We start from the raw sequence: 21,679 nt of genomic DNA on the forward strand, positions 1-21,679 counted from the left end.
CGCAGGCAGCCGGGAGCGAGCGAAGATGTGGATTATATCAGTCGGCGGTCGAGGCGAGCAGTTCCTCATCCAGCCGATTCATTTCACGCACAAGGGCATTTTGCAGCGCAAGGCCTGCGGGCGTCATGCGTCTTCCTATCCGGCTCACAAGATGAAGGCGAACATCTGACAGCTCATCGCTAAGGATCGGCCTTTCGACGATCCCTGGAATGGCGGCCATAGATTGCCCCAGGATGCGCGGCAGCATGGTAACACCCATTCCCTGGGCAACGCTGTCGAGGATAACTTGGATCGATGGAGATTGGAGAACGATATTTAGCGGCAGCCCGCCGTTGGTGAACACCGAGTGGATAATTTCCAGGAGGCGGGAGCCAGCATCGGGGAGCACCAGCCGCTCGCCAGAAATTTGCACGGGCCAGATCGCCTTCTCGCGGGCTAGCGGGTGCTTTTCAGACATGAACAGTGAGAAGGGCTGTCGACTGGTCCCGAGCAGCTTGAGTCGAACGTCCTCCCCCGTGTCGAACAACAACCCTAGTTGCGCTCCATCGTTTAGCAATAGCCGCTCGGCATCCTCTCCGTCAGCAGCCTTCATCTCGATGCTAATATCGGGATATTTGGAGGAAATCGCTGCGAAGGCCTTTAGGAAACGCACCGCCAGCAGGCCGTGCCCGATGACGATGCGAATTGTCGAGGTCCGCGTGCTCCGCAGTTCGGCAAGCCGGGCCAGCAGTTCCTGATGCTCGATGACGCGGCGTTCGTAATATTCGATCAGCATCTGACCCGCCTCGGTCAGCTGAACCTTGTATGAAGCCTTCTCGACCAGATCTATGCTGAGTGCACGCTCGAGCAGCTTAATCTGTCGGCTGATGGACGAGGCCGCCACGCCCAGATAGTCGGCCGCTGCACGCATAGATCCGTGGCGCGCAGAAAGAGACAGATATTGGAGCCGGTGATCCTGAACGCTGATTTCGTAGCTGCGGCGGCTGATACCTGGCATTACTGTCCCACCACTCCTTGGGGCTTGCGGCCTTTGGCCATCCGCCGCCGGTCGGCTCTGGGGAGCACGTCAAGTTCGCTCAGCATCAGGTCTGGCTCAGCGAAGAAGAAATCGCGGGATACGAACCAGTCGCCATCCCGTTCTTCCCAGATCATCAGCACCCGGTGGATTTCGATTGAGCCTGCTAGCAGGACATTGTGGTTGGTTATGTTGCCAAAGGCCACCTTGCCAATAATAGTGACGGGCTCCGCTTCGATCGAGATCGAGCTGCATGCCTCACGCGCGTCTAGGAAGATCTGAGTTATCGCTTCATGGCCGACCTGGGCAGGCATGTCGCGGCCTTCCATGACCGCGTCGGGAAGGTAGAACTCGCGAACCATCGTTGCGATCTGGCGCGCGCGGAAGCGGGTTTCAAACTGCTGGCATTTTTCGATAAGCCGCTGTTCCACATTTTCCGCTTCAGTCATGAGCCGCGGCTTTGAGCAAAAGGATACATTTGATTCATCCGTTCAGGCAGTCTGCTACGGTGGCGGTATCGATGAATTCTTCGAAGCGCGTCATCAATCCACCCTGTACCTGATAGACATGGGTCCACTGCAACCGATACTCCCGACCAGTGGCAAGCGACATACTGTGCTCAATGCCTCGCCCATACACCTGATCGCCAATACCGATTAGTGACAACGGCGCCATTTCCTTAATCTGAATACTTTTTTCGGCCCGGTCAAAAAAGTCCTTCACACCAGCATGGCCAATAAATGTGCCGGCAAAGGGGATCTTCTCCTTGGGGCCATAATAGGTCCATTCGATGTCAGGCGACAGTGTCGCGAAGGCTGCATCAATGTCTCCGGCGTTGAAGGCGTCGAAGAAGCATCTGACGACGTCGGCGCTGTCCTGGCCATTGCTCATTTGGGCATTCACTCCTCGCGGTGGGCGCATCATCGCTCGATATGATGCCCGACCTGTCACGGCGTCAATGCCGAGGCGTTGGACTGATGTTGCGTCGCCAGCAACATATTCGCAGCAGATCGGGATTGAGCTTGTTGTGACGAACCGCGATGCAGGGACACCGCGCGGTTCGCCTGACGGGCTTTCTCATCTTGATCCGCGTGCTGGAGCATCGCAATTTGAACGACCAAATCAACGCTTCGCCCAATCCCGCCGCTGATAAGCTTTCGCAGGGTGTTTTGGGCAGCGTAGACATCACATTCATGGTTCTGGCCGTTGCGGCGCCTATGGCGATCGTCGTTGCCACAATGCCGATCGCCTTTGCGTTAGGCAATGCGACAGGCGTTGCTGGCACATATGTGCTTTCCGGGTTGGCGATCACTTTTTTCGCTATCGGTTATGTCCGCCTGCTGCCGTTCATCCGCAATGCCGGAGCCTTTTACGCGATCATCTCGCAAACGTTCGGCAGAGTGGCGGGCCTTGCCGGATCCTACGTCGCGTTGGTTTCCTATGTGGCGCTGTGTTGCGCGACGCTTGGCGCCTTGTCCTATTTCATCACTAACCTGCTTCAATCGCTGGGGTTGGACTTCGTGCATTGGGGTGTGAGTGCGCTAGCAGTGATCGCGATCCTGGGGCTGCTATCCTATTTCCGCATCGACTTTACGGCCAAGCTACTAGCAATCGCGCTGGGCGCGGAGGTCATCGCCATTCTGGTGCTCGATGTCGCTATCCTCATGGCCGATGGTTTTGGCGCGCCGGGCGAGATTTTCGCGCCATCGGTCGTGCTGGGGCCAGGCCTCGGCATTAGCGCGATCTATGCCTTCAATTCGGTGATCGGATTTGAGGCGACGGCGATATATCAGGAAGAGGCGCGCAACCCCAAAGTCAGCATACCGCGTGCGACTTATGCAGCGATCGCCGTGATTTGCGTGTTCTACGTCTTCACCGCTTATGCCTTCATCGTCGCAAGCGCTCCCGATGTGCGGGCCGCTGCCGCCCAGGATCCGGGACACTTCGTCTTCGGGCTGGCACGCCGCTATATAGGGCCTCAGGGCGAGGCAATTTTGTCGATACTGGTTATCAGCAGCGCTTTCGCCGCAGTGCTGGGGCTGTTCAACAATAGCGCCCGCTATGTCTTCGCGCTTGCCCGGGATGGCGCGCTGCCAGCCGGGCTTGCCCGCACACGCAGCGTGAACGGCGCGCCTTTCAATGCCGGCTTTCCGGTCATTGTCGTGCTCGCCGTGGTGATCTCGCTCTTCGCGCTGATGGGTCTCGATCCGCTATTGTCGCTGACCACCGCGCTCACCGGCTTCGGCTCGGTCGGCCTCATGGCGTTGCTGACAATCACTGCCTTTGCGATCCCGGTGTTTTTGAAAAAGCGCACAGGCAGCTTTGGACTGGTGTCGATCTTTCCGTTCGCGGGTGGAGCAATGCTGCTGGCAGGGACAATCCTGTCGGTAGCCAACTACCCCCTGCTGACCGGCACAGATTCCACCATCATCAATCAACTACCCGCCCTGCTCGTTGCGATCGCGGCTGCGGGAATGGTGCAAGCGCTTATCCTGCGTCGCCGCCATCCCGCGATCTTCGCGCGCATCGGATTGAGCCAGGTCGCGGGCTAATTTCAGATTTTTCAGGAGATGTTCCCATGACGACCGGCAACGATCTTTCGCAGCTGACAACCAAGGCCGCCGCCTTCATCGCTGGCAAGAAGGGCCTGTTCATCGGCGGCGAATGGCGCGCTGCGCAGGGAGATGAGACGCTGCCGGTCATCGATCCCAGCAGTGGACGCGAGGTAGGCCGCATCGCGCAGGCAAGCGCGGCTGATGTCGATGCTGCCGTCGTAGCGGCGCGTCGCGCACTGGAAAATCCGGCCTGGGCGCGGATGCGAGCGCATCAGCGCGAGGAGATCATGCTTCGCCTGGCCGAGTTGATCCGCGCCGAGGGGCCATCGCTGGCGCAGATCGAGACGGTGAACAGCGGCAAGCTGATCGCCAACACGCGCCTGTTCGATGTCGATCTGTCCGTCCATACCTTGCGCTACATGGCGGGCTGGGCGACCAAGCTCCATGGCGAGACAATGGATCTTGCCGTTCCCTATCTGCCGGACATGCGCTTTAACGGCTTCACCCGGCGGTTTCCGGTTGGTGTGGTCGCCGCGATCATGCCGTGGAACGTACCGCTGTGCCAGGCTGTGTGGAAGCTGGCACCGGTGCTCGCGACCGGCTGCACCATTATCCTCAAGCCCTCCGAACTGACCTCGCTCACCGCATTGCGGCTTGCTGAGTTGTGCGACGAAGCGGGCGTTCCACCGGGCGTCGTCAACGTTATTACTGGTACCGGCGAAGTGACAGGCAAGGCGCTGGTCGAGCATCCTGGTATCGACAAGATCAATTTCACCGGGTCCACCCGCGTTGGGCAGACTATAGCGGAGCACGCAGCTCGCAACTTCAAGCATTATAACCTCGAATTGGGTGGAAAATCCCCGCTGATCATCGCCGAAGATGCCGATCTGGAGAAGGCGATTCCCGGCGCGGCTTGGGCGATCTACGGAAATTCAGGACAAAACTGCTGCGCCGGTTCACGTGCATTGATCCACAAAAAGCATTTCGAAAAGGTCGTGGCAGGCGTGGCAGAGATTGCTGCGTCGATCCGCCTCGGCCCCGGTCTGGACAAGGCATCCATGATGGGACCGCTAGTAAGCATGACGCACCGGACGCGGGTCGCCGATCATGTCGACCGTGCGAGGAGCGCAGGGGCGCAGGTCATCGGCGGCGAGATTGTCGAGGGCGATGGCAGCTATTTTACGCCTGCAATCATTACCGGCCTTGATCACGGGCATCCGACGGTACAGCAGGAAATCTTCGGCCCCGTCCTATGCGCCTTCCCATTCAAGGATGACGAGGAGGCATTGCGCTTGGCCAATGACACGGTCTTTGGTCTTGGCGCGAGCATTTGGACAGAAGGCCTTACGACTGCCAATCGTTATTTCGAGCGACTGAAGGCTGGGACAGTCTGGATCAACACCCACAATATTCTGGACCTTTCTCTACCATTTGGAGGAGTCAAGCAGTCGGGCGTAGGCTTCGAACTGGGGCGCGAGGGCATCCTCTCACACACGGTGCTGCGCGCTGGCGTGATGCGGTCGGACGACTAATTTGGAATAGCGGACTATCGGAAACTAAGAACTGAAACGACTTCTGAACCGCCGACAGAACCAGAACCGGATTTACGCGGCTCTCATATGCGGGGCGTCCCTTCGTTACACGCGAGGGGGCTGAAGCGAGCGGGCGCATGGCGCCCCCGCACAGCAATACAGCCGATGCTTATCGGCTCTGCTGTGGGGGGAGGCCAGCAATTTGCCTGATGGTTCCCATCGTCCGACGCTGCACGCGCGCGAGCATGGCCTCGTCCGGTCGTGCGCTATGATAATATACGATCAAGCCGTCGATGAGTGCGAGTATCTGGAGAGACATGTCCTGCACGTCCTCTTCTGGCGCATCGGGCCAGACCTCCCGGACAACCTGTGCAAAGCCTTCGCAATTGCGCTGATAAATGTCGCGTAACATCGTACTGGCCGTCTCATTATGCGCAGTCATTGGCCAAAGCTCGATGAAGAAGTTCGTCATTTCGCGGTTGGTTATGTCTTGAACGAGGAAATGCACGACACCTTCAAAACGTGCAAGCCCCTGACCTTCCATCCCGACCAGCAAGGTCTCGTAGATCTCACTATAATGGTAGGCAGTCTGTTCGAGCATGGCGCTTACCAGATCTTCGCGCGTGGGGAAGAAATGCTGGAGATGGCCTTGGCTGATCCCAATTGCCCGCGCGACCTTACGCATACTGAAGGCCGCATAGCCATCTTCAATGAATAAACGCCGTGCCGCCTCCAGAGCCAAAGCCCTGTTATCCGCCTTCTGCGCTACCGTCGGTTTCCGCATCTTCTCGTCCACAATACTTCATCCATAAGAGATAATATGATCTTCGCTATTGATATTGACTAGGTCGGTCAACCGACCTAGTCTTTGTTGGTCGGTGCTGACGATCACAGATTGCAGCCCGGTCAATACGCAGGTCGAACAGTGAATATTATTGACCTCTGGCTCCTAGGGGGAGAGCACCTATGCACGCTAAATTCGCAGCAATAATCCTGATGTCACCCTGTCTTGTTCAACCCGCCCTCGCACAAAATGAGCAGGCGGCCGACATTGATAAGGACATTGTCGTCACCGCTCAGAGACGCAACGAAGCTCTTCAGGATGTTCCGATCGCCATCACCGCACTGTCCGGCGATGCAGTCCAGAAACTGGGCTATAAGACAAGCGCCGAAATTGCCGCACAAGTACCTAACCTGACCATCAAGCAATCCTTTGCCAACAGCGTGCCGCAGATATTCCTGCGCGGCGTCGGCGTAAACGACCCCAATGCAAATGCGAACGGTGCAGTCGGCATCTATGTGGACGATGTCAATCTCGTATCACCTTCGGCGCTAACCTTCTCGCTGTTCGACACGGACCGCGTAGAGGTATTACGCGGGCCTCAGGGCACGCTCTATGGTCGCAACACCACTGGCGGCGCGATCAACTTCATTTCCCGCAAGCCCGGTGACAAAGCCGAAGGCTATGCCACAGTCCATTACGGACGGTTCAATGAGAAACAGATAGAAGCGGCGGTGACCGCTCCCCTGGCCGACGGAGTTTCCATGCGCCTGTCCGGCGTGGGTGAGGACGCAAACGGATTCCACTACAATCGCGTCACTGGCAATCATCTGGGCAACGTCGGCCGCTTCGCTCTGCGCGGCCTGCTGAAGATCGACCCCTCCTCAACCCTGAGCATTCTCTTCAACGTCCACGGCGGTCGCGTCAAAAATAGCAGCACGCCGTTTGAAGTGGCAGGGACGCTCGATCCTGTTTCGGGGGCGGGTGGCTGCGACTATCGCACCAGCTCATGCGTCAATCTGTTCGGCTACCGTGATGGCGACAACGATCCTTATAGCCATGATCTGGACAATGAGGGACGTACAAAGCTGTGGAATATCGGTGGGTCCATGCATGTCGATGCGGATTTCGGCGCCGTCGCGCTGACATCCATCACCGCCTACGAAAAAACGGTCCGCCACCATCGCGAAGATGCCGATGGCGCACCGCAGAACATGCTCAACACGCAGTTCTTCGATGATAACCGGCAATTCTCGCAAGAGCTGCGCCTGTCGTCGACAGGCGACGATAGCTTGCGCTGGATGCTGGGTCTCTTTTACTCGCACGAAGACACCAAGATCCACAACCGCTACGACTTTTTCCGCGGTTATCGCGACCTCGTCGAATCCTTCGGTTTCCCCGGTGGCTTTGACCCCGATGGGGCCAATCCTAGCGGCTATACACCCTTCCTGGTCGATCAGTCGCTCACCCAGAAGTCGAACAGCTATGCTGGCTTTGCCAATGTGGGATATGATCTGACCGATAAGATCGAACTGACGCTGGGCGCGCGCTATACCGAGGAAGATCGCGCGATCCGTACGACCGTCGCGTTCGATGAAGGCAGTTTCACGATACCCTTGGTCGACGATTATGCGGACAAGGTAAAATTCAACAGTTTCTCTGGAAAAATTGGGCTGAACTACAAGCCTGCTGACGACATCTTGCTCTATGCGAGCCTCAGCAAAGGCTACAAGAGCGGCGGCTATAATGGCGCGCTCGTTTTTTCTGAGCCGGAGCTCAAGCCCTTCCGCCCGGAAAGCCTGCTTGCCTATGAGGTAGGTTTCAAATCTTCGCTGCTTGACCGGCGCATCACGTTCAATGCCGCAGCCTTCTATTACGATTATAAGGACATCCAGCTTTACACGTTCGAAAGTGCAGGCGGCATCCCGATTCAGGTGCTGACCAATGCAGGTCGAGCCGAGATTTACGGCATTGAGGGTGAACTTTCCCTGCGCCCGGTCAAAGGTTTGACCATCAACCTTGGTGGCGGACTGCTTCATACCGAGATCAAGGATTTCGTCAGCGATGGCGGCGTAGATTTCAGCGGAAACCGGCTGGTCATGGCCCCGAAGGCTACCGGGAATATCCTGGTCCGCTATGATATTCCGGTCGATCAGGGACGTATGAAGGTCGGGCTGCAGACCGACGCGCATTACCAGTCCGGCGTGTTCTTCAGTACCTCAAACAACCCTCTGCTGTCGCAAGATGAATATGCTCTCCTCAATGCGCGCATTTCCCTCGCAGATGCAGACGATCGTTGGGAACTGGCGGCGCAAGTACGCAACATCACCGAACATGTCTACCGCTCCGAGGCGTTCGACTTCTCTTCCTCCGGCTACAACCTCTACATCTACGGCGCCCCCCGTACTTGGGAACTCACCGCGACAGTCCGCTTTTGATACGCGGCCGCGTTGCGCGATGATAATTTTCAAATGAAAGCCAGTCCTATGAATCACGATGATGAATATCAACTCTACGATCTCAAAGTCGAAGTCTTCAAGAGTGATGACGACAAGCCAATGGTCTGTCGTCATAACGAGGGTGATTATTTCACATTGACGGACGATGACCTCATTAGCTTTCCACCCGGCGTCAAATTCCCGCTTTATCCCTTAGCAGCGATCTTACCGCTTCTTCCCGCGAAACAGCGGATACTCAGCCCAAATGACTGGATGGCGACTGACGCAGTGATCGCCTGTCCGGATCCCTATTGCGGCGGGCGCTTTCGCATTACGCGGGGCGAACTGCGAACCTATCGCCATTCCGAACAAACCCTTGTGCCCCTCAGCGGAAATTGAAAGTCGAACAATGTATATCGGCAAGGACTTGAAATTATGACCATCCCACGCATTCAACTGCGCCCCGATTTCGATACGCCCCGTATCATCAAGGGCAATTGGCAGATCGCGGACGACCACAATGCCGCCATCGATGACAATGCGATGTTCGACCATATGGCCGAGTTCGTCGACGCAGGCATTACTGCCTTCGATTGTGGTGACATCTATTACGGTGTCGAGGAACGGATCGGTAATTTCATCGAGCGCTTCCGCCGCGAACGCGGTGCCGACGCCGCGCGCGCCATTACCGTCCATACCAAGTATATTCCGGCATTCCTTGAAGAAGAAGAACTGCGCACGCAGACACGCGCCAAGGTCGAGGCGGTGATCGACCGGTCGCTCAAACGCCTCAAGATAGACCGGCTCGATCTCGTCCAGTTGCATTGGTGGGATTATGGTACCGAAGGCAATGTCGCGACGGCGATGATCCTCGAAGACCTCAAGAAGGCGGGCAAGATCCACCATATCGGCGGCACCAACTATAATGTCGCTGAACTGAAGAAGATGGTGGACGCCGGTGTCGATGTGGTCGTGAACCAGGTGCAATATTCTGTGACGGACCGCCGCGCGGAAAATGGCATGGGAGCATATTGCGCGGCGAACAATGTCCATCTCGTCTGCTACGGCGCCATTGGCGGCGGGCTGTTCAGCAAGAAGTGGATGGGTATTCCCGATCCTGGAAAACCATCCTTCGAAAATGTGTCGCTCGATAAATATTATCGCATCGTCGTCGATTTCGGAGGCTGGGCGCTGTTTCAGGAGCTGCTGAGCGCGATGGACGTCATCGCTAACAAACATGGCGTTTCAATCCCGGCCGTCGCCAGCCGCTATGTTCTGGAGCAGCAGGGCGTTGCCGCAATCATCCAGGGCGCCCGACACAGCCGACACATCGCAGAGAATGTGAAGCTGTTCGACTTCGCGCTCGATGCCGATGACAAGGCCGCGCTCCGCAGCATATTTGCGCGCTCTACCGGCCCCGCGGGAGACTGCTATGATCTTGACCGTATCGAAAATCGAGATGCGATCGAAAATCTGGATGCAGACTATTTCGATGTCGAAGATGGGCGACTGGTAGTCAAGACACGCGAAGTTAAGGGTGTCGCTGAACCTTATGGCCATCATCTCCTTGCCGGACAGCATTGATCCGGAAGGACGCCTGAGGCACCAGATGCCTTAAAGAGAGCAGGTCGCGGGATATGCATGGGGGGCGGTTGAACGATGGGCTTGGAAAATACGCGGCTGAATGACCGCGGGCTGATGGCGGCTGGCATGGCCCTCGTGATTGCGGGAATGCAGGTCTTCATCATCCAGCCGGGCTTCATCACGGTCCTGGTCTCGACGCTGAATCTTACGGAGGCATGGGCGGGCTATATCGCTTCTGCCGAAATGTTCGGCATTGCGATTGCCACGATCGCAACCGCTGCGGTGGGGCATCGGCTCGACTGGCGGGTTGCGGTCGTGCTCTCGGCTCTCGTCCTTGCGGGCGCCGACCTGTTGTCCATTTTCGCGCATAGCGCCGTGCAGTTCATGGCTGCACGCGCTGTCGCGGGTCTGGGCGCTGGCGTGCTGATCTCGATCGGCTATTCGGTCGTCGGCATGGCGCGCAATCCTGAAAAACTCTTCGGTTATTTGATCATGGCTGTACTGGGTTATGGCGCGGTTGGCGTCTTCATCCTGCCATCGGCACAAGCCGCGGTAGGTCTGAGTGGAATATTGGCGGCATTGGCACTGATTGCGATCTTGCCGTTGCTGCTGTTAGGCACCCTCCCCGCCCGCTCCGCTATCGAGGGCAGCATTCCAGGCACGGTCAATGCGGCGCCGGCTGCCCAAGACAAGCGTACCGTGATCCTTGCCTTAACTGCGGTCGCCACTTTCTTTCTCGGCCAAGGCGTGGTCTGGGCGTATCTTGGCCTTATCGGCACTGCGGCTGGCGTGCCGGACCAGGCAGTGGCGACGGGACTGGCCGTGTCGCAAGTGTCCGGCATGCTGGGCGCGTTCGGCATGGCTTGGTTGTCCGGGCGAGTGAGCCAACGCGCGCTGCTGCTTGGCGGAACAATCGCATCTGTCGTGCCCCTTCTCGCTTTGCTGGGGCACGTGACGGCAATGAGCTATAGCTTTAGCGTTGTGCTGTTCAACGGCGCGGCGAACCTCATGACACCACTTTTGATGGCCGTTGCGGCCGTCGCAGGCGCAGGCGATCCGCGCATCATTCAACGCGCCGCTGCACTGCAGATGCTGGGGCTCGCAGTGGGGCCGGCGCTGGCCGCCCCCGTCGCGGAACATGGCGGCTTCGCACCGGTGCTCATCATCGCGGCAATGCTGTTTGCCTTTGTCTACCCGGCCGCACGTTGGAATGGCCGTAAAGTGGCCTAAGTGCATTATTGGGACACAGAGATACGGTAGCGCCCGGGCCTTATTCCCTTCTCACCCAAAGCCGCAAAAATCCGTCATCCCTGATCTGCTTGGCGGCGGGCTTGGGACGAGGGATGCGGCTTTGAGCAGAAGTGCCACAGGAGGATGCTTCGAATGACGTTGTGCTATCTACCTTGAACCATCATGTTCAGAGGAAGGTAAAGAGCATCGCATTCTCCGCAGTAATCTGGGTTCGTTTTTCTCTGTCAGGCTTTGGTCAGCCGTTATCGCCATAAGATATGCGTCTTGTGTGTTGAAGCTGGACCCATTGGCTCCCATGGACTTTATCTGGTCCAGTGGAGAAGGATCGAAATGACGCGACTGCTGGTGATTGAGGACAATGAGCGGCTTGCGATGCTGATCGCAGACGGCTTAGGCTCGCGCGGGTATCGCAGCGACATCGCCCGCTGTCTGGCCGACGCCGATATCGCTCTGACAGTCGCGACCTTTGATGCCATCGTACTCGATCTCGGTTTGCCCGACGGCGATGGTCTGCACTGGCTGCGTGCGCGCCAACTTTCTGGCGAACCTCCCGCGCTCATCCTGACTGCGCGCGGAGGTCTCGAGGACAGGGTCAACGGCCTCGATGCCGGCGCGGACGACTATTTAGTCAAGCCCTTTTCCATTGAGGAACTGGCGGCGCGACTGCGCGCCCTGCTTCGCCGGCCCGGACGGCGTGCAGAGCCGGTTCTGAAAGTCGGGTCCATACGCTACGACACCGCCAGCCGGACGGCATCGGCGATTGATCGTCCGCTGGATCTCGCGCGCCGGGAGGCTGATCTGCTTGAGCTGCTTCTACGCCGCGCAGGACAGGTGGTGCGCCGCCAGACCATTGAGGAGGCACTATATTGCTTCGATGAAGCTGTGACCCCCAATGCGCTGGAGGCGATTGTCTCGCGCCTGCGTCGCAAGCTCGATGAAGGCGGCGCGGACAATCAACTGCATACGGTGCGAGGCGTCGGCTATCTGCTGCGCGACGGCGGGACGGATTGATGACCCAGCCGAACTCGATCCTGGGTCGGCTGACGCGGAGCCTTACCATTGTTGCGGTGGTCGGCGCGCTGCTGCTGCTGCTGTTTATCGGCATCGAATATCGCATCTCGTTCGCCGAGCTATCCGACGAAGCGGCGCTCCGGATCGTTATCCATGAACTCACCGAGCATGTTATCATCCCTATGCTGCTGCTCGCCATACCGATGGCTGTCGTGGGGCGGTGGGCGATCCGCCGCGCGGTCGAACCGCTGGGACGGGCTGCGCAGAAAATCGATGCGGCGGGGGGCGAAGCGCGGGGCGTGCGAATCGAGTCCGAGAGCCTGCCGCTCGAAACGCAGCCTTTTGCGCGTGCGGTCAACGCGCTACTGACGCGCGTTGACGATGCGGCAGCATTGCACGAGGCTTTTGCCGCAGATATCGCTCATGAACTGCGTACACCGCTGACTCTGCTCTCTCTCGAGCTGGACCGGCTGGAGGGCGCACAGGCAGCGCAATTGCGCCTCGACGTTGCGGCCATGCGGCGGCTGATCGACCAACTCATGCTGCTTGCACAGATCGATGCCGAGCAGGCAGCGCATCTCCCACCCGCCCCGGTCGACCTGATCGAAGTGGCGGGCGACGTGGTAGCCCAGTTGGCGCCCGCGGCCCTTGCGAACGGCCAAACCATCGAGCTGTGTGGCGAAGGGCAGAACGTTATCCTGGGACGACGCGAGACCGTGGCGGCGGCCTTGCGCAACCTGATCGAGAATGCCCTTCGCGTGACGCAGCAGGGCGTCCCGGTCGTGGTCCGCGCCGATGAGCCGGGGGAACTGGCTGTACGGGACGGTGGCGACGGATTGTCTCCTGAGCGGCTGGACGTCCTCGTGCAACGCCTGCGTCGCGCCGATCACGCCAGCACGAGCGGTGCTGGCCTCGGCCTCGCAATCGTCGCGCGGATCATGGCAGCGCATGGCGGGCGGCTGATCACCGATCCGGACCAGCGGGAACTGCGCCTTATTTTTCCAAGCACCTGATCGCCGTCAGCAACTCGTCAGCCACTGCCGCTAACAGGCGGTCATGGATAACAGGAAATGGCTCATCGGCAGTGTATTGGGGCTGGCTGCGCTGGCGCTGATCTGGTGGCTCGTGCCGCATGGCGCGGGTGCAGATCCAGCGGCGCCAGATAAAGTGGTAGCGGAGAAGGCCACGACCGGGCCCAAAACCATCACGATCTCGGCCGATCAGGTGAAGGCGCTTGCGCTGCGCTTTGTGCCGGCGGCCAAGGCTAATCTCGCGCCGATCGCGACATTGCCTGCCATGATCGCGCCGCCCCCCAATGCCCGCGTCGCTGTCGCGGCGCAGCTGCCGGGCATCGTGACGCGTGTGTTTGTCGTCGAGGGTGCCGAGGTCCGTGCAGGCCAGCCACTTGCGACCGTCTCCAGCCGCGATATCGTGATGCTCGGCGCCGAACTCTCCCGTGCTCGGGCACGGCTGGACGTGGCACGCGCCAATGCCGCGCGCCTTGGTCAGCTCAGCAAGGAAGGCATTATTGCCCCGGCGCGGGCGGATGAGGCAAACGCGCAACTGCGTCAGGCGCAGGTCGACGTCTCCGAGCAGGGGCGGCTGATCGGCATGGCGAGCGGATCGAGCAACGGCGCCGGCTATACGCTGACGGCGCCGATTGCCGGCCGGATCAGCACGATGACAATCGAGACGGGCAAGGCGCTGGATCCCGGCGCCGCGCCTTTCGTGATCGACGCAGGCGGCGCGATGCAAGCCCAGGCTCAGCTTCCCGAGCGCCTGATTGGCAGGATCCAGCCGGGTATGACCGTCCGCGCAGGCCGTATCGAGGGCAAGGTGGTGGCCGTCGGCACGGCGATTGATCCTGCGACGCGCTCGGCGAGCCTGACCGCCAGCCTGCCGGCCGATCCTTCGATCCGTTCGGGGCAATCCCTTTCGCTCTCGGTCATGGGTCCGGCCGCGAGCGGCGCAGTCCGCGTGCCCGGCGAGGCGATAGCCCAGATCGCCGGCACGACCGTGGTCTTCGTCAGGACCGCCACGGGCGTCGTCGCCCGGCCGGTGATCTTGGCCGAGGGCGGCGAAGGCGCGGACGGCGAGCGCGTTGTCCTCTCGGGACTGAAGGTGGGTGACGACATAGCGGTCAGTGCCGTGAGCGAGCTCAAAACGCTCGCCGCCGCCGAATAAGGCGGACCCGATGCTTCGTTCTCTCGTCGCGCAGGCGCTGTCCTACCGCATGTTGGTGCTCGCCTTGGCCGTCGTGATTGCCGGACTCGGCGCATGGGCCTTCACGCGCCTGCCGGTCGATGCTTACCCCAACATCGCGCCGACTCAGGTCAAGATCATCCTTAAGGCGCCGGGGATGACGCCGGAAGAAGTCGAGACGCGCGTCATCACGCCGATCGAGATGGAGATGCTTGGCATTCCCGGCCAGGCCATTCTGCGCTCGACGGCAAAATACGCCATCGCCGACATCACCATCGACTTCCAGGATGGCACGGACATCTACTGGGCCCGCCAGCAGGTCGCCGAGCGCCTTACCGGTGTGATGAGCGACATGCCCGCCTCCATCAGCGGCGGCATGGCGCCCATCTCGACGCCCCTGTCGGACATGTACATGTTCACGATCGAGGGGCCGTTGTCCTTGCAGGAAAAACGCACGCTTCTCGACTGGACGATCCGGCCGGCGCTGCGCACCGTGCCCGGCGTCGCGGACGTGAACGCGCTCGGCGGCCATGCGAAGACCTTCGAGGTCCAGCCCGATCCCGTCGCCCTGAGCGCGGCCGGCTTGACCATTGCCGATCTCCAGCGAGCCATCGAGAGCGGGAACCGCAACGACGGCGCCGGTCGCCTGGCCGACGGCGAGGACGCGCTCATCGTGCGGGCCGTCGGTGCAATCCAGTCCGAGGACGATCTGCGCGCTCTGGCGATCCGCGCCGTGGGCGGTCACATCGTGCGGCTGGGCGACATGGCGCAGGTCGGGATCGGCAGCCTCACGCGCTACGGCGCGGTCAGTCGCGATGGCAAGGGCGAGGCGGTGGAAGGGCTGGTCATTGCCCTACGCGGCGCCGATGCCCGGCAAGTTGTGGCGGGCGTCAAGGCCAGGCTTGCCGAGATCGGGAAGACACTCCCGGCGGGAACGAAGATCGACGTCTTTTACGACCGATCGGACCTGATTACCCGCGCAGTCGGAACCGTCGAGGAAGCGCTGCTCGAGGCAACGGTCCTGGTCGTCGTCCTTCTCATCCTCTTCCTCGGCGACTGGCGCGCAGCGGGTATCGTGGCGCTCATCCTGCCGATGGCAGCGTTAATCACCTTTCTCATCATGAGTGCGGTGGGCCTCACCGCCAATTTGATGAGCCTCGGCGGCCTCGCCATTGCTATCGGCATGCTGGTCGATGCAGCGGTCGTCGTCGTCGAGAATATCGTCGAGCGCTTGAACAAGATCGACACTGAAGATCATCGCCCCCGCCTCAATCATGTGTTCAGCGCGACGAGCGACGTCATCGTTCCGGTCTCGGCCGGCATCCTTATCATCGCGCTGGTGTTCCTGCCGCTGCTTGCCCTGCAAGGCCTGGAAGGCAAGCTGTTCGGCCCGGTCGCACTCACCATCATCTTCGCGCTTGGGGCGTCGCTGCTGCTCGCGCTGACGCTGGTGCCCGTTCTCGCCTCGCTGGGTCTAAAGAGCGGCCATCATCGCGAGCCATGGATCATGCGCGTGATGATGCCTCGCTACAGCGCGTTGTTGGCCGGTGCCTTCGTACGCAAACCATTGGTTTATGGCTTGGCCGTCACAGGGCTTGCCGTCGCCGTGGTCGCTTATGGTGCGGTCGGCAAGACCTTCATGCCCTCAATGGACGAAGGCACGGTAGTCATGCAGACGACGAAACATCCGAGTGTCGGCCTGGCCCATTCGATCGCAGGCGATCTCGCCGCCCAGCGTGCGGTCCTTGGGGCAGTGCCAGAAGTAAAGAGCGTGATCACGCGCGTCGGCACGGACGAGATCGGACTCGATCCGATGGCCCTGAGCGAAGCGGACAGCTTCCTCTCGCTCAAGCCCAGGTCTGAATGGCGCGGCAGCAAAGAAGACATTGTCGAAGCAATTCGCGTCGCAATGCAGAATCTGCCCGGAATCGAGCCGAGCTTCACACAGCCGATCGAGATGCGCGTCTCGGAGATGCTGACTGGCGCGCGCGGCGATCTCGCCGTCAAGATCTTCGGCCCGGACCTCAATGTCCTGTCCGACCTCGCGGGTCGTATTCAGGGCACGCTGTCGAAAGTGCGCGGCGCGACGGAAGTGATGACCGTAGCCAACGACAAGGTCGACTATCTCCAGATCAACATCGACCGGTTGGCCGCCGGGCGCGCTGGCATGCCGGTCGATACGCTGCAAGACGCGATGCGCGCGCAGCTTGAAGGGCTGCATGCCGGCATCGTGGCGGAAGGCCAGAAGCGCACGCCAATTCTGATCAAGGGCGACGATGCGCTGCGCAACGACGCGGCGCGCTTCGCCGATCTCATGCTGCGCACGCCGGACGGCGGCCTCGCCCGTGTCAGCGACCTTTCGCGTGTGGAGCGGATCGAAGGGCCCGTGAAGCTCGATCATGAAAACGGCTCGCGCTATGCCATTGTGCAGGCCTTCGTAGCGGGTCGCGACCTGGTCGGCTATGTCGGCGAGGCTAAGGCAGCAGTAGCCAAGCAGGTCGTGCTACCGGCTGGCTATCGCGTCGTCTGGGGCGGGCAGTTCGAGAACCAGCAGCGCGCTTCGGCCCGGTTGATGCTGGTCGTGCCGGTCGCGCTTCTCCTCATCTTCTTCGTGCTGTTGGCGACACTGAAATCCTTGCGCGCCTCGACGCTCATACTCGTCAACATTCCGTTTGCCATGGTCGGTGGAATCGTTTCGCTCTGGGCCTCTGGCGAGTATCTTTCGGTGCCGGCTTCGGTCGGGTTTATCGCCCTGCTCGGCATCGCGGTTCTCAATGGGCTCGTGTTGGTTGCCTATTTCCTCCAGCTCCGGGTCGAGGGCATGCCGCTGGCCCAGGCGGTGCGGATCGGCGCCGAGCGGCGTTTGCGCCCGGTCATGATGACCGCGAGCATCACGGCCTTCGGGCTGGTGCCGCTATTGTTTGCCACCGGCCCTGGGTCGGAAATCCAGCGGCCACTCGCCATCGTTGTCATCGGCGGACTCATCACCTCAACGCTGTTGACGCTCATCCTCCTGCCGATCCTCTTCGAGCGGTTCGGTGAAAGCCGTCTGGAGGCCATCGATGCCTGAGCTTCTACTTACCATCTACTGCAGTAAGGTGGACGCTGGCCCGATTGCAACGACGCTCCGGGACGCGACTCGTCACCCCGTCCACCAGCGCGACGAGATCGTGCATGGCCTCGACTTCTCGGACGCCAGCCCCGCCGAGAGTGTAGTCGGGAGACTTGAGCGCTGCGCCGTCGACCTGCGCGTCGAAGAAGGGGCTGCCTCGGCACTCATTGCTCAGGTCGGCGCACTGAAGCGCGCCGCGCCATTCCGTTGGCATCTAACGCCTGTGATCGCGTCGGGGAGGCTGACATGAAGCTAAGAGTGCGTGTAGCTATGTTATGTTCAGTCCTGTTTCTGACAGAAACTGCTTTCGCCCAGGACCGCTTGCATCCTGACCTGCCGCCACCGGAGCTGGTCGCGACCGCGCTCGACAACCACCCCGCGGTAGGGGCCGCCGAAGCGCGGGTCGCGGCTGCGCGGGCGCAAGCTGGCATGCTTGCTGTCGGTCCCCATGAAGTGGCCGTGCAAGGAACCTATTTGCGGCGCTCGGTGAACGAAGAAGGCGGTTTCAACGAGTTTGACACCACCGTGACCCGGGCCTTTCGCCTGCCCGGAAAGGCCAGTCTCGACCGCAAGGCTGGCGATTTCGGTATAGAAGCGGCACAGAATCGCGCCGAGGATGTGCGTCACCAGACCGCGTTGCTGCTGGCTGGATTTTGGTATGACTGGCTGACCGCTTCGGCCCTGACCCGCAACGATGCAGAGATGGTTGTGAACTTGGAGCGAGCCCTCGCGGCTATTAAGCGCCGCGCCGCGCTACGCGACGCATCGGACCTGGATGTGGACCAGGCCGCGGCGGCTCTGGCACTTGCGCAGGGACAGGGCGCGCAAACACGCGCAACGGCTGCCGAGGCGCGCGTAAAGCTTGCTGCGCAGTTTCCGGATTTGCCCCTGCCGTTCGAGGCGCCGGATATGGTGAGCCCTCATGACTTGCCCCAGAATTTCGAGGAACTGCGCGCGCTGGTGATTGCGCGCAGCCATGAGATCGGCGCGGCTCGTGCCGATGCCGAACGCATGTCTGTGACAGCCCGGCGCGCCAAGGCCGAGAGAACGGCCGACCCCTCGTTCGGCTTTCGCTTGTTCAGCGAGCGGGGTGGGACGGAAAAGGGCCTTGGAGTGGTGGCGTCCATCCCATTGGGTGGCCGTCACCGGTTGCGCGCGGCCGACGAGGCGGTGGCGATGGCCAGTTCGGCCAGGCTTGAGCAAGGTGTGGTGGAGCGCGAGGTGCAGGTGATGGCGGACGCTGATCTTTCCAACGCAAGCACCCGGCTGGTCGTGTGGGAGCAAGTGCACAAAGCGCGAATTCGGGCAGAGTCGATGAGCGCGCGCGCTGGTAAGGGCTATGCGCTTGGCGCCATTGATCTCGCGGACCTGCTCTTTGCCGAACGACAGGCCAATGATGCCCGGCGCGCTGAGATCTCGGCGCGTGCGGAGGCCGGAAGAGCGATCGTCAAGTTGGAAATCGATTCTCACACCATCTGGGCTCCCGCTGACGAGTAGCTTCTGAGGCTACGGCGCGCCCTGCTTGTAATTATCGAACGGGCACAAGGGATATTAAGGACTGTCAGACCTTTCGGACGTCGAGAAGGCCTCAATCGCACGTTGGCCTATCGCCCACAGACGCCCATCAAGATCGAACTCGGCCCATGTCCGCGGCCGAAATACTGCCGGTCGACACATTGTCCAACTGCAGGAAGGCAAACAGCAGTTGGACAGCATGGACAATATTATTCCATGTTTTCGGGGATTTTGGAGGTCCGTCTGGGACTGGAGAGTGGTGGCAGGGCTTGTATCGAACTAATTAGTTATAGTACTGATATTGTGAGCATTCTGCGCTCGGCATACCTTTACCCCCACACCTACCCCCACATTTTCACGCTGATCGAGGCGTAATCCGGCCAAACATATGCGGATGACCTGTTGAGCGCAGTCGAAGCCACTAGCAGCGGTCGATCGGGCGAACACAATCAAACAGCGAAAATCGCAGCTTTTATTTAACCCATCCAACGCCTACCGATTGGTACTGCTGAATGCCAAAAACTCACCGCCCATATGAGCATGTTGGCGCTTCGCACACAACCTTTTCGGGCAGCCGCGTGTGTCAACAATGGCCGCCTCCCGTCCTTCCGCTGGCGTGCCCAGCGCCTTTAGACCAACGTAGGCAATCCCCGCTTCGCGCAGGCCCGCTACGAGTATGTTTTTCGAGAAGCCAGGACGGCGTGATAAGGCTGCCATTCCGCTTCCGGTCCATCTGCGGTGACAATTCCTGACCAGTGCAGGGATCTCAGAATGTCGCGTTTCGTCGATGAACCGATGAACCTGCCGCTTAACCCGCCGCGCGGGTACGGCGGGAACGTAGAAAAGTTTCGGGCGCCGTCAGAGACATAGATTGAAGGCTGGCCGCCTACGTCAGCTTCCAAACGTTTGCAAAATGCCGTTGTGCGGCGACAAATGGCGCAAAGCAGGCGCTATCGAACTTCGTCAACCCGGTAGAACATGGGATTGCGCATCCACTCATTGACCGCTGACTCCCGCCATCCGATACAGCGCGTGGCGATGCGCACTTGCCGGGGGAACGTGCCGTCCTGGATCTTTCGATAGAGCGTGGCCCGCGACAGGCCGGTGCGGTCGAGCACGGCGTTGAGGCGAAGGACGCGGTCGGGAAACGGGTTTGTCATAAAGCAATTCTCCTGAGCTGTGGTTGGTTGTCTTGTCCGTCTGGAATGAGATTTGAGATGCCAATGGCCAGCGTCAAGAGTGCCGAAACCAGTGCCAAACCGACCATTCTGTCCGTATTTGTACATAGAGGTGCCACTCTATCCGGGCGTGAATGAGAATTAATTTTCATTGCGTGCGTGATGGCGTCTCAGGCCGTCTCGGCCTGACCGCGCTCTACTTCCGCTTGCGCTCCAGCCGCGCCGTCTCGGCCGTCGCGCCGGCATCGCCGTGACGATCGCATGACGCGCTGCCGGCCCGCACACAGCGGGCCGGTCGGAATGCATCGCATCCCTTTGGTGGTCGCCGCGCGCATGGCGCGGCGGCGTTGGGCCTACGGCGTCACGGTGGCGGGGGGCGTCGCTGCCCCCTACCCCCGCCTCGGCGACGCGCAACCCTTCCGCTTCGCGACCGGGTGCTTCTCTTCGTTCCGCCCCTTCGGGTGCGCCCCGCCTTAAGCCGGCGGGGCTTCTGGTCCGCTCCTGCCGCCCCCCGCCACCCTGGCGCCGGTCGCTGGCGGTTGAAGAAGGAGTGAAGGACCATGAGCCTTTCGGATCGTCAAAGCCTCTACAGTGAGGTTACGTCCAAAATCATCGCCGAGCTAGAGGAAGGCAGACTGCCATGGGCGCAGCCATGGGATGCCACGCGGTGCCCGGTAACCATGCCGCACAATGGGGTGTCAGGCCGGGTGTATTCCGGCATCAATGTGCTGATCCTGTGGGCGTCCGGGATCGGACAGGGTTTCGAAGCGCAGCGCTGGCTGACATATCGGCAGGCCGAAACGGCAGGCGGCCATGTCCGGCGCGGGGAGAAGGGAACGGTCATCTGTTACGCCGACCGCTTCACGCCAAGGGATGAGGCCGAACAGGCACGAGGCCAGGACCGCGAGGCACGGACCATTGCTTTTCTGAAGCGCTTCACCGTGTTTAATGTGGCGCAGTGCGCGGGGCTGCCCGAAGCGCTGACCGACATTCCAGCACAGCCCGATCCGGTCATGGCGATTGCCGAGGCCGACCGGGTGATAGCTGCGACGGGGGCGGATTTTCGGATTGGGGGAAGCGAGGCCTTTTATTCGCCTGCACAGGACTTTGTGCAGGTGCCGCCGCAGGCCGCATTTCACGATCCGGTGAACTGGTACCGCACCGCATTACATGAGCTGGGACATCATAGTGGTCATGTCAGCCGTCTGAACCGCGATCAGTCCGGCCCCTTTGGATCGGCGGCCTACGCCAAGGAAGAAATGGTCGCGGAAATGACGGCCGCTTTCACCTGCGCTTCGCTTGGTATCCAGCCCACCGTCCGGCATGCCGATTACATCGGGTCTTGGCTTGAGTTATGGCGAGGTGAGCATAACTTGATTAATCGCGAGGTGTCGATAATGTGAAGGAAGGCGGCCAGATTGGCTGAGTTCTGGGGTTTCCTGCCCACGTTCCTTCACATTATTTCAAAGCGTGTCGAGCCAGGCGAGTACGCTTGCATCGCGCTT

Annotated in this window: 18 protein-coding genes and 2 pseudogenes; 13 read left to right on the plus strand and 7 right to left on the minus strand. The window is 60.3% G+C overall.

Annotation, left to right across the window (positions count from 1 at the left end; translation table 11 throughout):
* Window positions 1-37: 37 nt before the first annotated feature.
* From LQ220_RS11340 to LQ220_RS11355, 4 genes and pseudogenes are all read right to left on the minus strand, one after another.
* A complete protein-coding gene (locus LQ220_RS11340) occupies window positions 38-775 on the minus strand; it encodes a LysR family transcriptional regulator substrate-binding protein (protein ID WP_230188424.1) in 738 nt (245 codons plus the stop codon).
* A gap of 12 nt (window positions 776-787) precedes the next feature.
* Window positions 788-997 (minus strand): annotated as a pseudogene (locus tag LQ220_RS24910) (LysR family transcriptional regulator); the annotation flags it as partial.
* Window positions 997-1,464, minus strand: coding sequence for a hypothetical protein (locus LQ220_RS11350; protein ID WP_230188395.1), 468 nt, complete (start codon window positions 1,462-1,464; stop codon window positions 997-999). The pseudogene LQ220_RS24910 and the gene LQ220_RS11350, both read right to left, overlap by 1 nt.
* Before the next feature lie 34 nt (window positions 1,465-1,498).
* Window positions 1,499-1,906 (minus strand): nuclear transport factor 2 family protein, encoded by a 408-nt coding sequence (locus tag LQ220_RS11355; RefSeq protein WP_230188396.1) that lies wholly within the window; start codon window positions 1,904-1,906, stop codon window positions 1,499-1,501.
* Window positions 1,907-2,055: 149 nt separating this feature from the next.
* On the opposite strand from LQ220_RS11355, the gene LQ220_RS11360 reads away from it, so the two are divergent.
* Both LQ220_RS11360 and LQ220_RS11365 read left to right on the plus strand, forming a co-directional pair.
* Window positions 2,056-3,567, plus strand: a complete 1,512-nt coding sequence (locus LQ220_RS11360; protein ID WP_230188397.1) for an APC family permease — start codon at window positions 2,056-2,058, stop codon at window positions 3,565-3,567.
* Window positions 3,568-3,593: 26 nt separating this feature from the next.
* Complete coding sequence (locus LQ220_RS11365) at window positions 3,594-5,102, plus strand: aldehyde dehydrogenase family protein (RefSeq protein WP_230188398.1); 1,509 nt, start codon at window positions 3,594-3,596, stop codon at window positions 5,100-5,102.
* Window positions 5,103-5,271: 169 nt separating this feature from the next.
* On the opposite strand, the gene LQ220_RS11370 is transcribed toward LQ220_RS11365, so the two are convergent.
* Complete coding sequence (locus tag LQ220_RS11370) at window positions 5,272-5,898, minus strand: TetR/AcrR family transcriptional regulator (protein WP_230188399.1); 627 nt, start codon at window positions 5,896-5,898, stop codon at window positions 5,272-5,274.
* 170 nt (window positions 5,899-6,068) lie between these two features.
* Here LQ220_RS11370 and LQ220_RS11375 point away from each other — a divergent pair, with 170 nt between their 5' ends.
* From LQ220_RS11375 to LQ220_RS11420, 10 genes are all read left to right on the plus strand, one after another.
* Window positions 6,069-8,321, plus strand: a complete 2,253-nt coding sequence (locus LQ220_RS11375; protein ID WP_230188400.1) for a TonB-dependent receptor — start codon at window positions 6,069-6,071, stop codon at window positions 8,319-8,321.
* A gap of 33 nt (window positions 8,322-8,354) precedes the next feature.
* Window positions 8,355-8,720 carry a TIGR04076 family protein gene (locus LQ220_RS11380; RefSeq protein ID WP_230188401.1) on the plus strand — a complete coding sequence of 122 codons (366 nt, stop codon included), beginning with the start codon at window positions 8,355-8,357 and terminating at the stop codon, window positions 8,718-8,720.
* 36 nt (window positions 8,721-8,756) lie between these two features.
* Window positions 8,757-9,905, plus strand: coding sequence for an aldo/keto reductase (locus LQ220_RS11385; RefSeq protein ID WP_230188402.1), 1,149 nt, complete (start codon window positions 8,757-8,759; stop codon window positions 9,903-9,905).
* Between the two features lie 75 nt (window positions 9,906-9,980).
* Entirely contained in the window at window positions 9,981-11,135 is a 1,155-nt protein-coding gene (locus LQ220_RS11390) for an MFS transporter (protein ID WP_230188403.1), read from the plus strand.
* A 351-nt stretch (window positions 11,136-11,486) separates the two neighbouring features.
* Complete coding sequence (locus LQ220_RS11395) at window positions 11,487-12,167, plus strand: response regulator transcription factor (protein ID WP_230188404.1); 681 nt, start codon at window positions 11,487-11,489, stop codon at window positions 12,165-12,167.
* A complete protein-coding gene (locus LQ220_RS11400) occupies window positions 12,167-13,180 on the plus strand; it encodes a HAMP domain-containing sensor histidine kinase (RefSeq protein WP_230188405.1) in 1,014 nt (337 codons plus the stop codon). Before LQ220_RS11395 ends, LQ220_RS11400 begins: the two co-directional genes overlap by 1 nt.
* Before the next feature lie 43 nt (window positions 13,181-13,223).
* Window positions 13,224-14,351 carry an efflux RND transporter periplasmic adaptor subunit gene (locus LQ220_RS11405; protein WP_230188406.1) on the plus strand — a complete coding sequence of 376 codons (1,128 nt, stop codon included), beginning with the start codon at window positions 13,224-13,226 and terminating at the stop codon, window positions 14,349-14,351.
* A gap of 10 nt (window positions 14,352-14,361) precedes the next feature.
* Entirely contained in the window at window positions 14,362-17,439 is a 3,078-nt protein-coding gene (locus LQ220_RS11410) for a CusA/CzcA family heavy metal efflux RND transporter (protein WP_230188407.1), read from the plus strand.
* Window positions 17,432-17,731, plus strand: a complete 300-nt coding sequence (locus tag LQ220_RS11415) for a DUF3240 family protein (protein ID WP_230188408.1) — start codon at window positions 17,432-17,434, stop codon at window positions 17,729-17,731. The genes LQ220_RS11410 and LQ220_RS11415 overlap by 8 nt, the downstream gene beginning before the upstream one ends.
* A gap of 71 nt (window positions 17,732-17,802) precedes the next feature.
* Complete coding sequence (locus LQ220_RS11420) at window positions 17,803-18,978, plus strand: TolC family protein (protein ID WP_230188409.1); 1,176 nt, start codon at window positions 17,803-17,805, stop codon at window positions 18,976-18,978.
* Between the two features lie 609 nt (window positions 18,979-19,587).
* Here the strand turns inward: LQ220_RS11420 and LQ220_RS11425 are convergent.
* A pseudogene (locus LQ220_RS11425) lies at window positions 19,588-19,704 on the minus strand (DUF488 family protein); the annotation flags it as partial.
* A 242-nt stretch (window positions 19,705-19,946) separates the two neighbouring features.
* Window positions 19,947-20,156, minus strand: a complete 210-nt coding sequence (locus tag LQ220_RS11430; RefSeq protein WP_230188410.1) for an AlpA family phage regulatory protein — start codon at window positions 20,154-20,156, stop codon at window positions 19,947-19,949.
* 578 nt (window positions 20,157-20,734) lie between these two features.
* Between LQ220_RS11430 and LQ220_RS11435 the strand changes: the two genes are divergently transcribed.
* Window positions 20,735-21,577, plus strand: a complete 843-nt coding sequence (locus LQ220_RS11435; RefSeq protein ID WP_230188411.1) for a zincin-like metallopeptidase domain-containing protein — start codon at window positions 20,735-20,737, stop codon at window positions 21,575-21,577.
* Window positions 21,578-21,679: the final 102 nt, after the last annotated feature.

Source organism: Sphingobium sp. CECT 9361, from assembly GCF_918741285.1.
Taxonomy (GTDB): Bacteria; Pseudomonadota; Alphaproteobacteria; order Sphingomonadales; family Sphingomonadaceae; genus Sphingobium.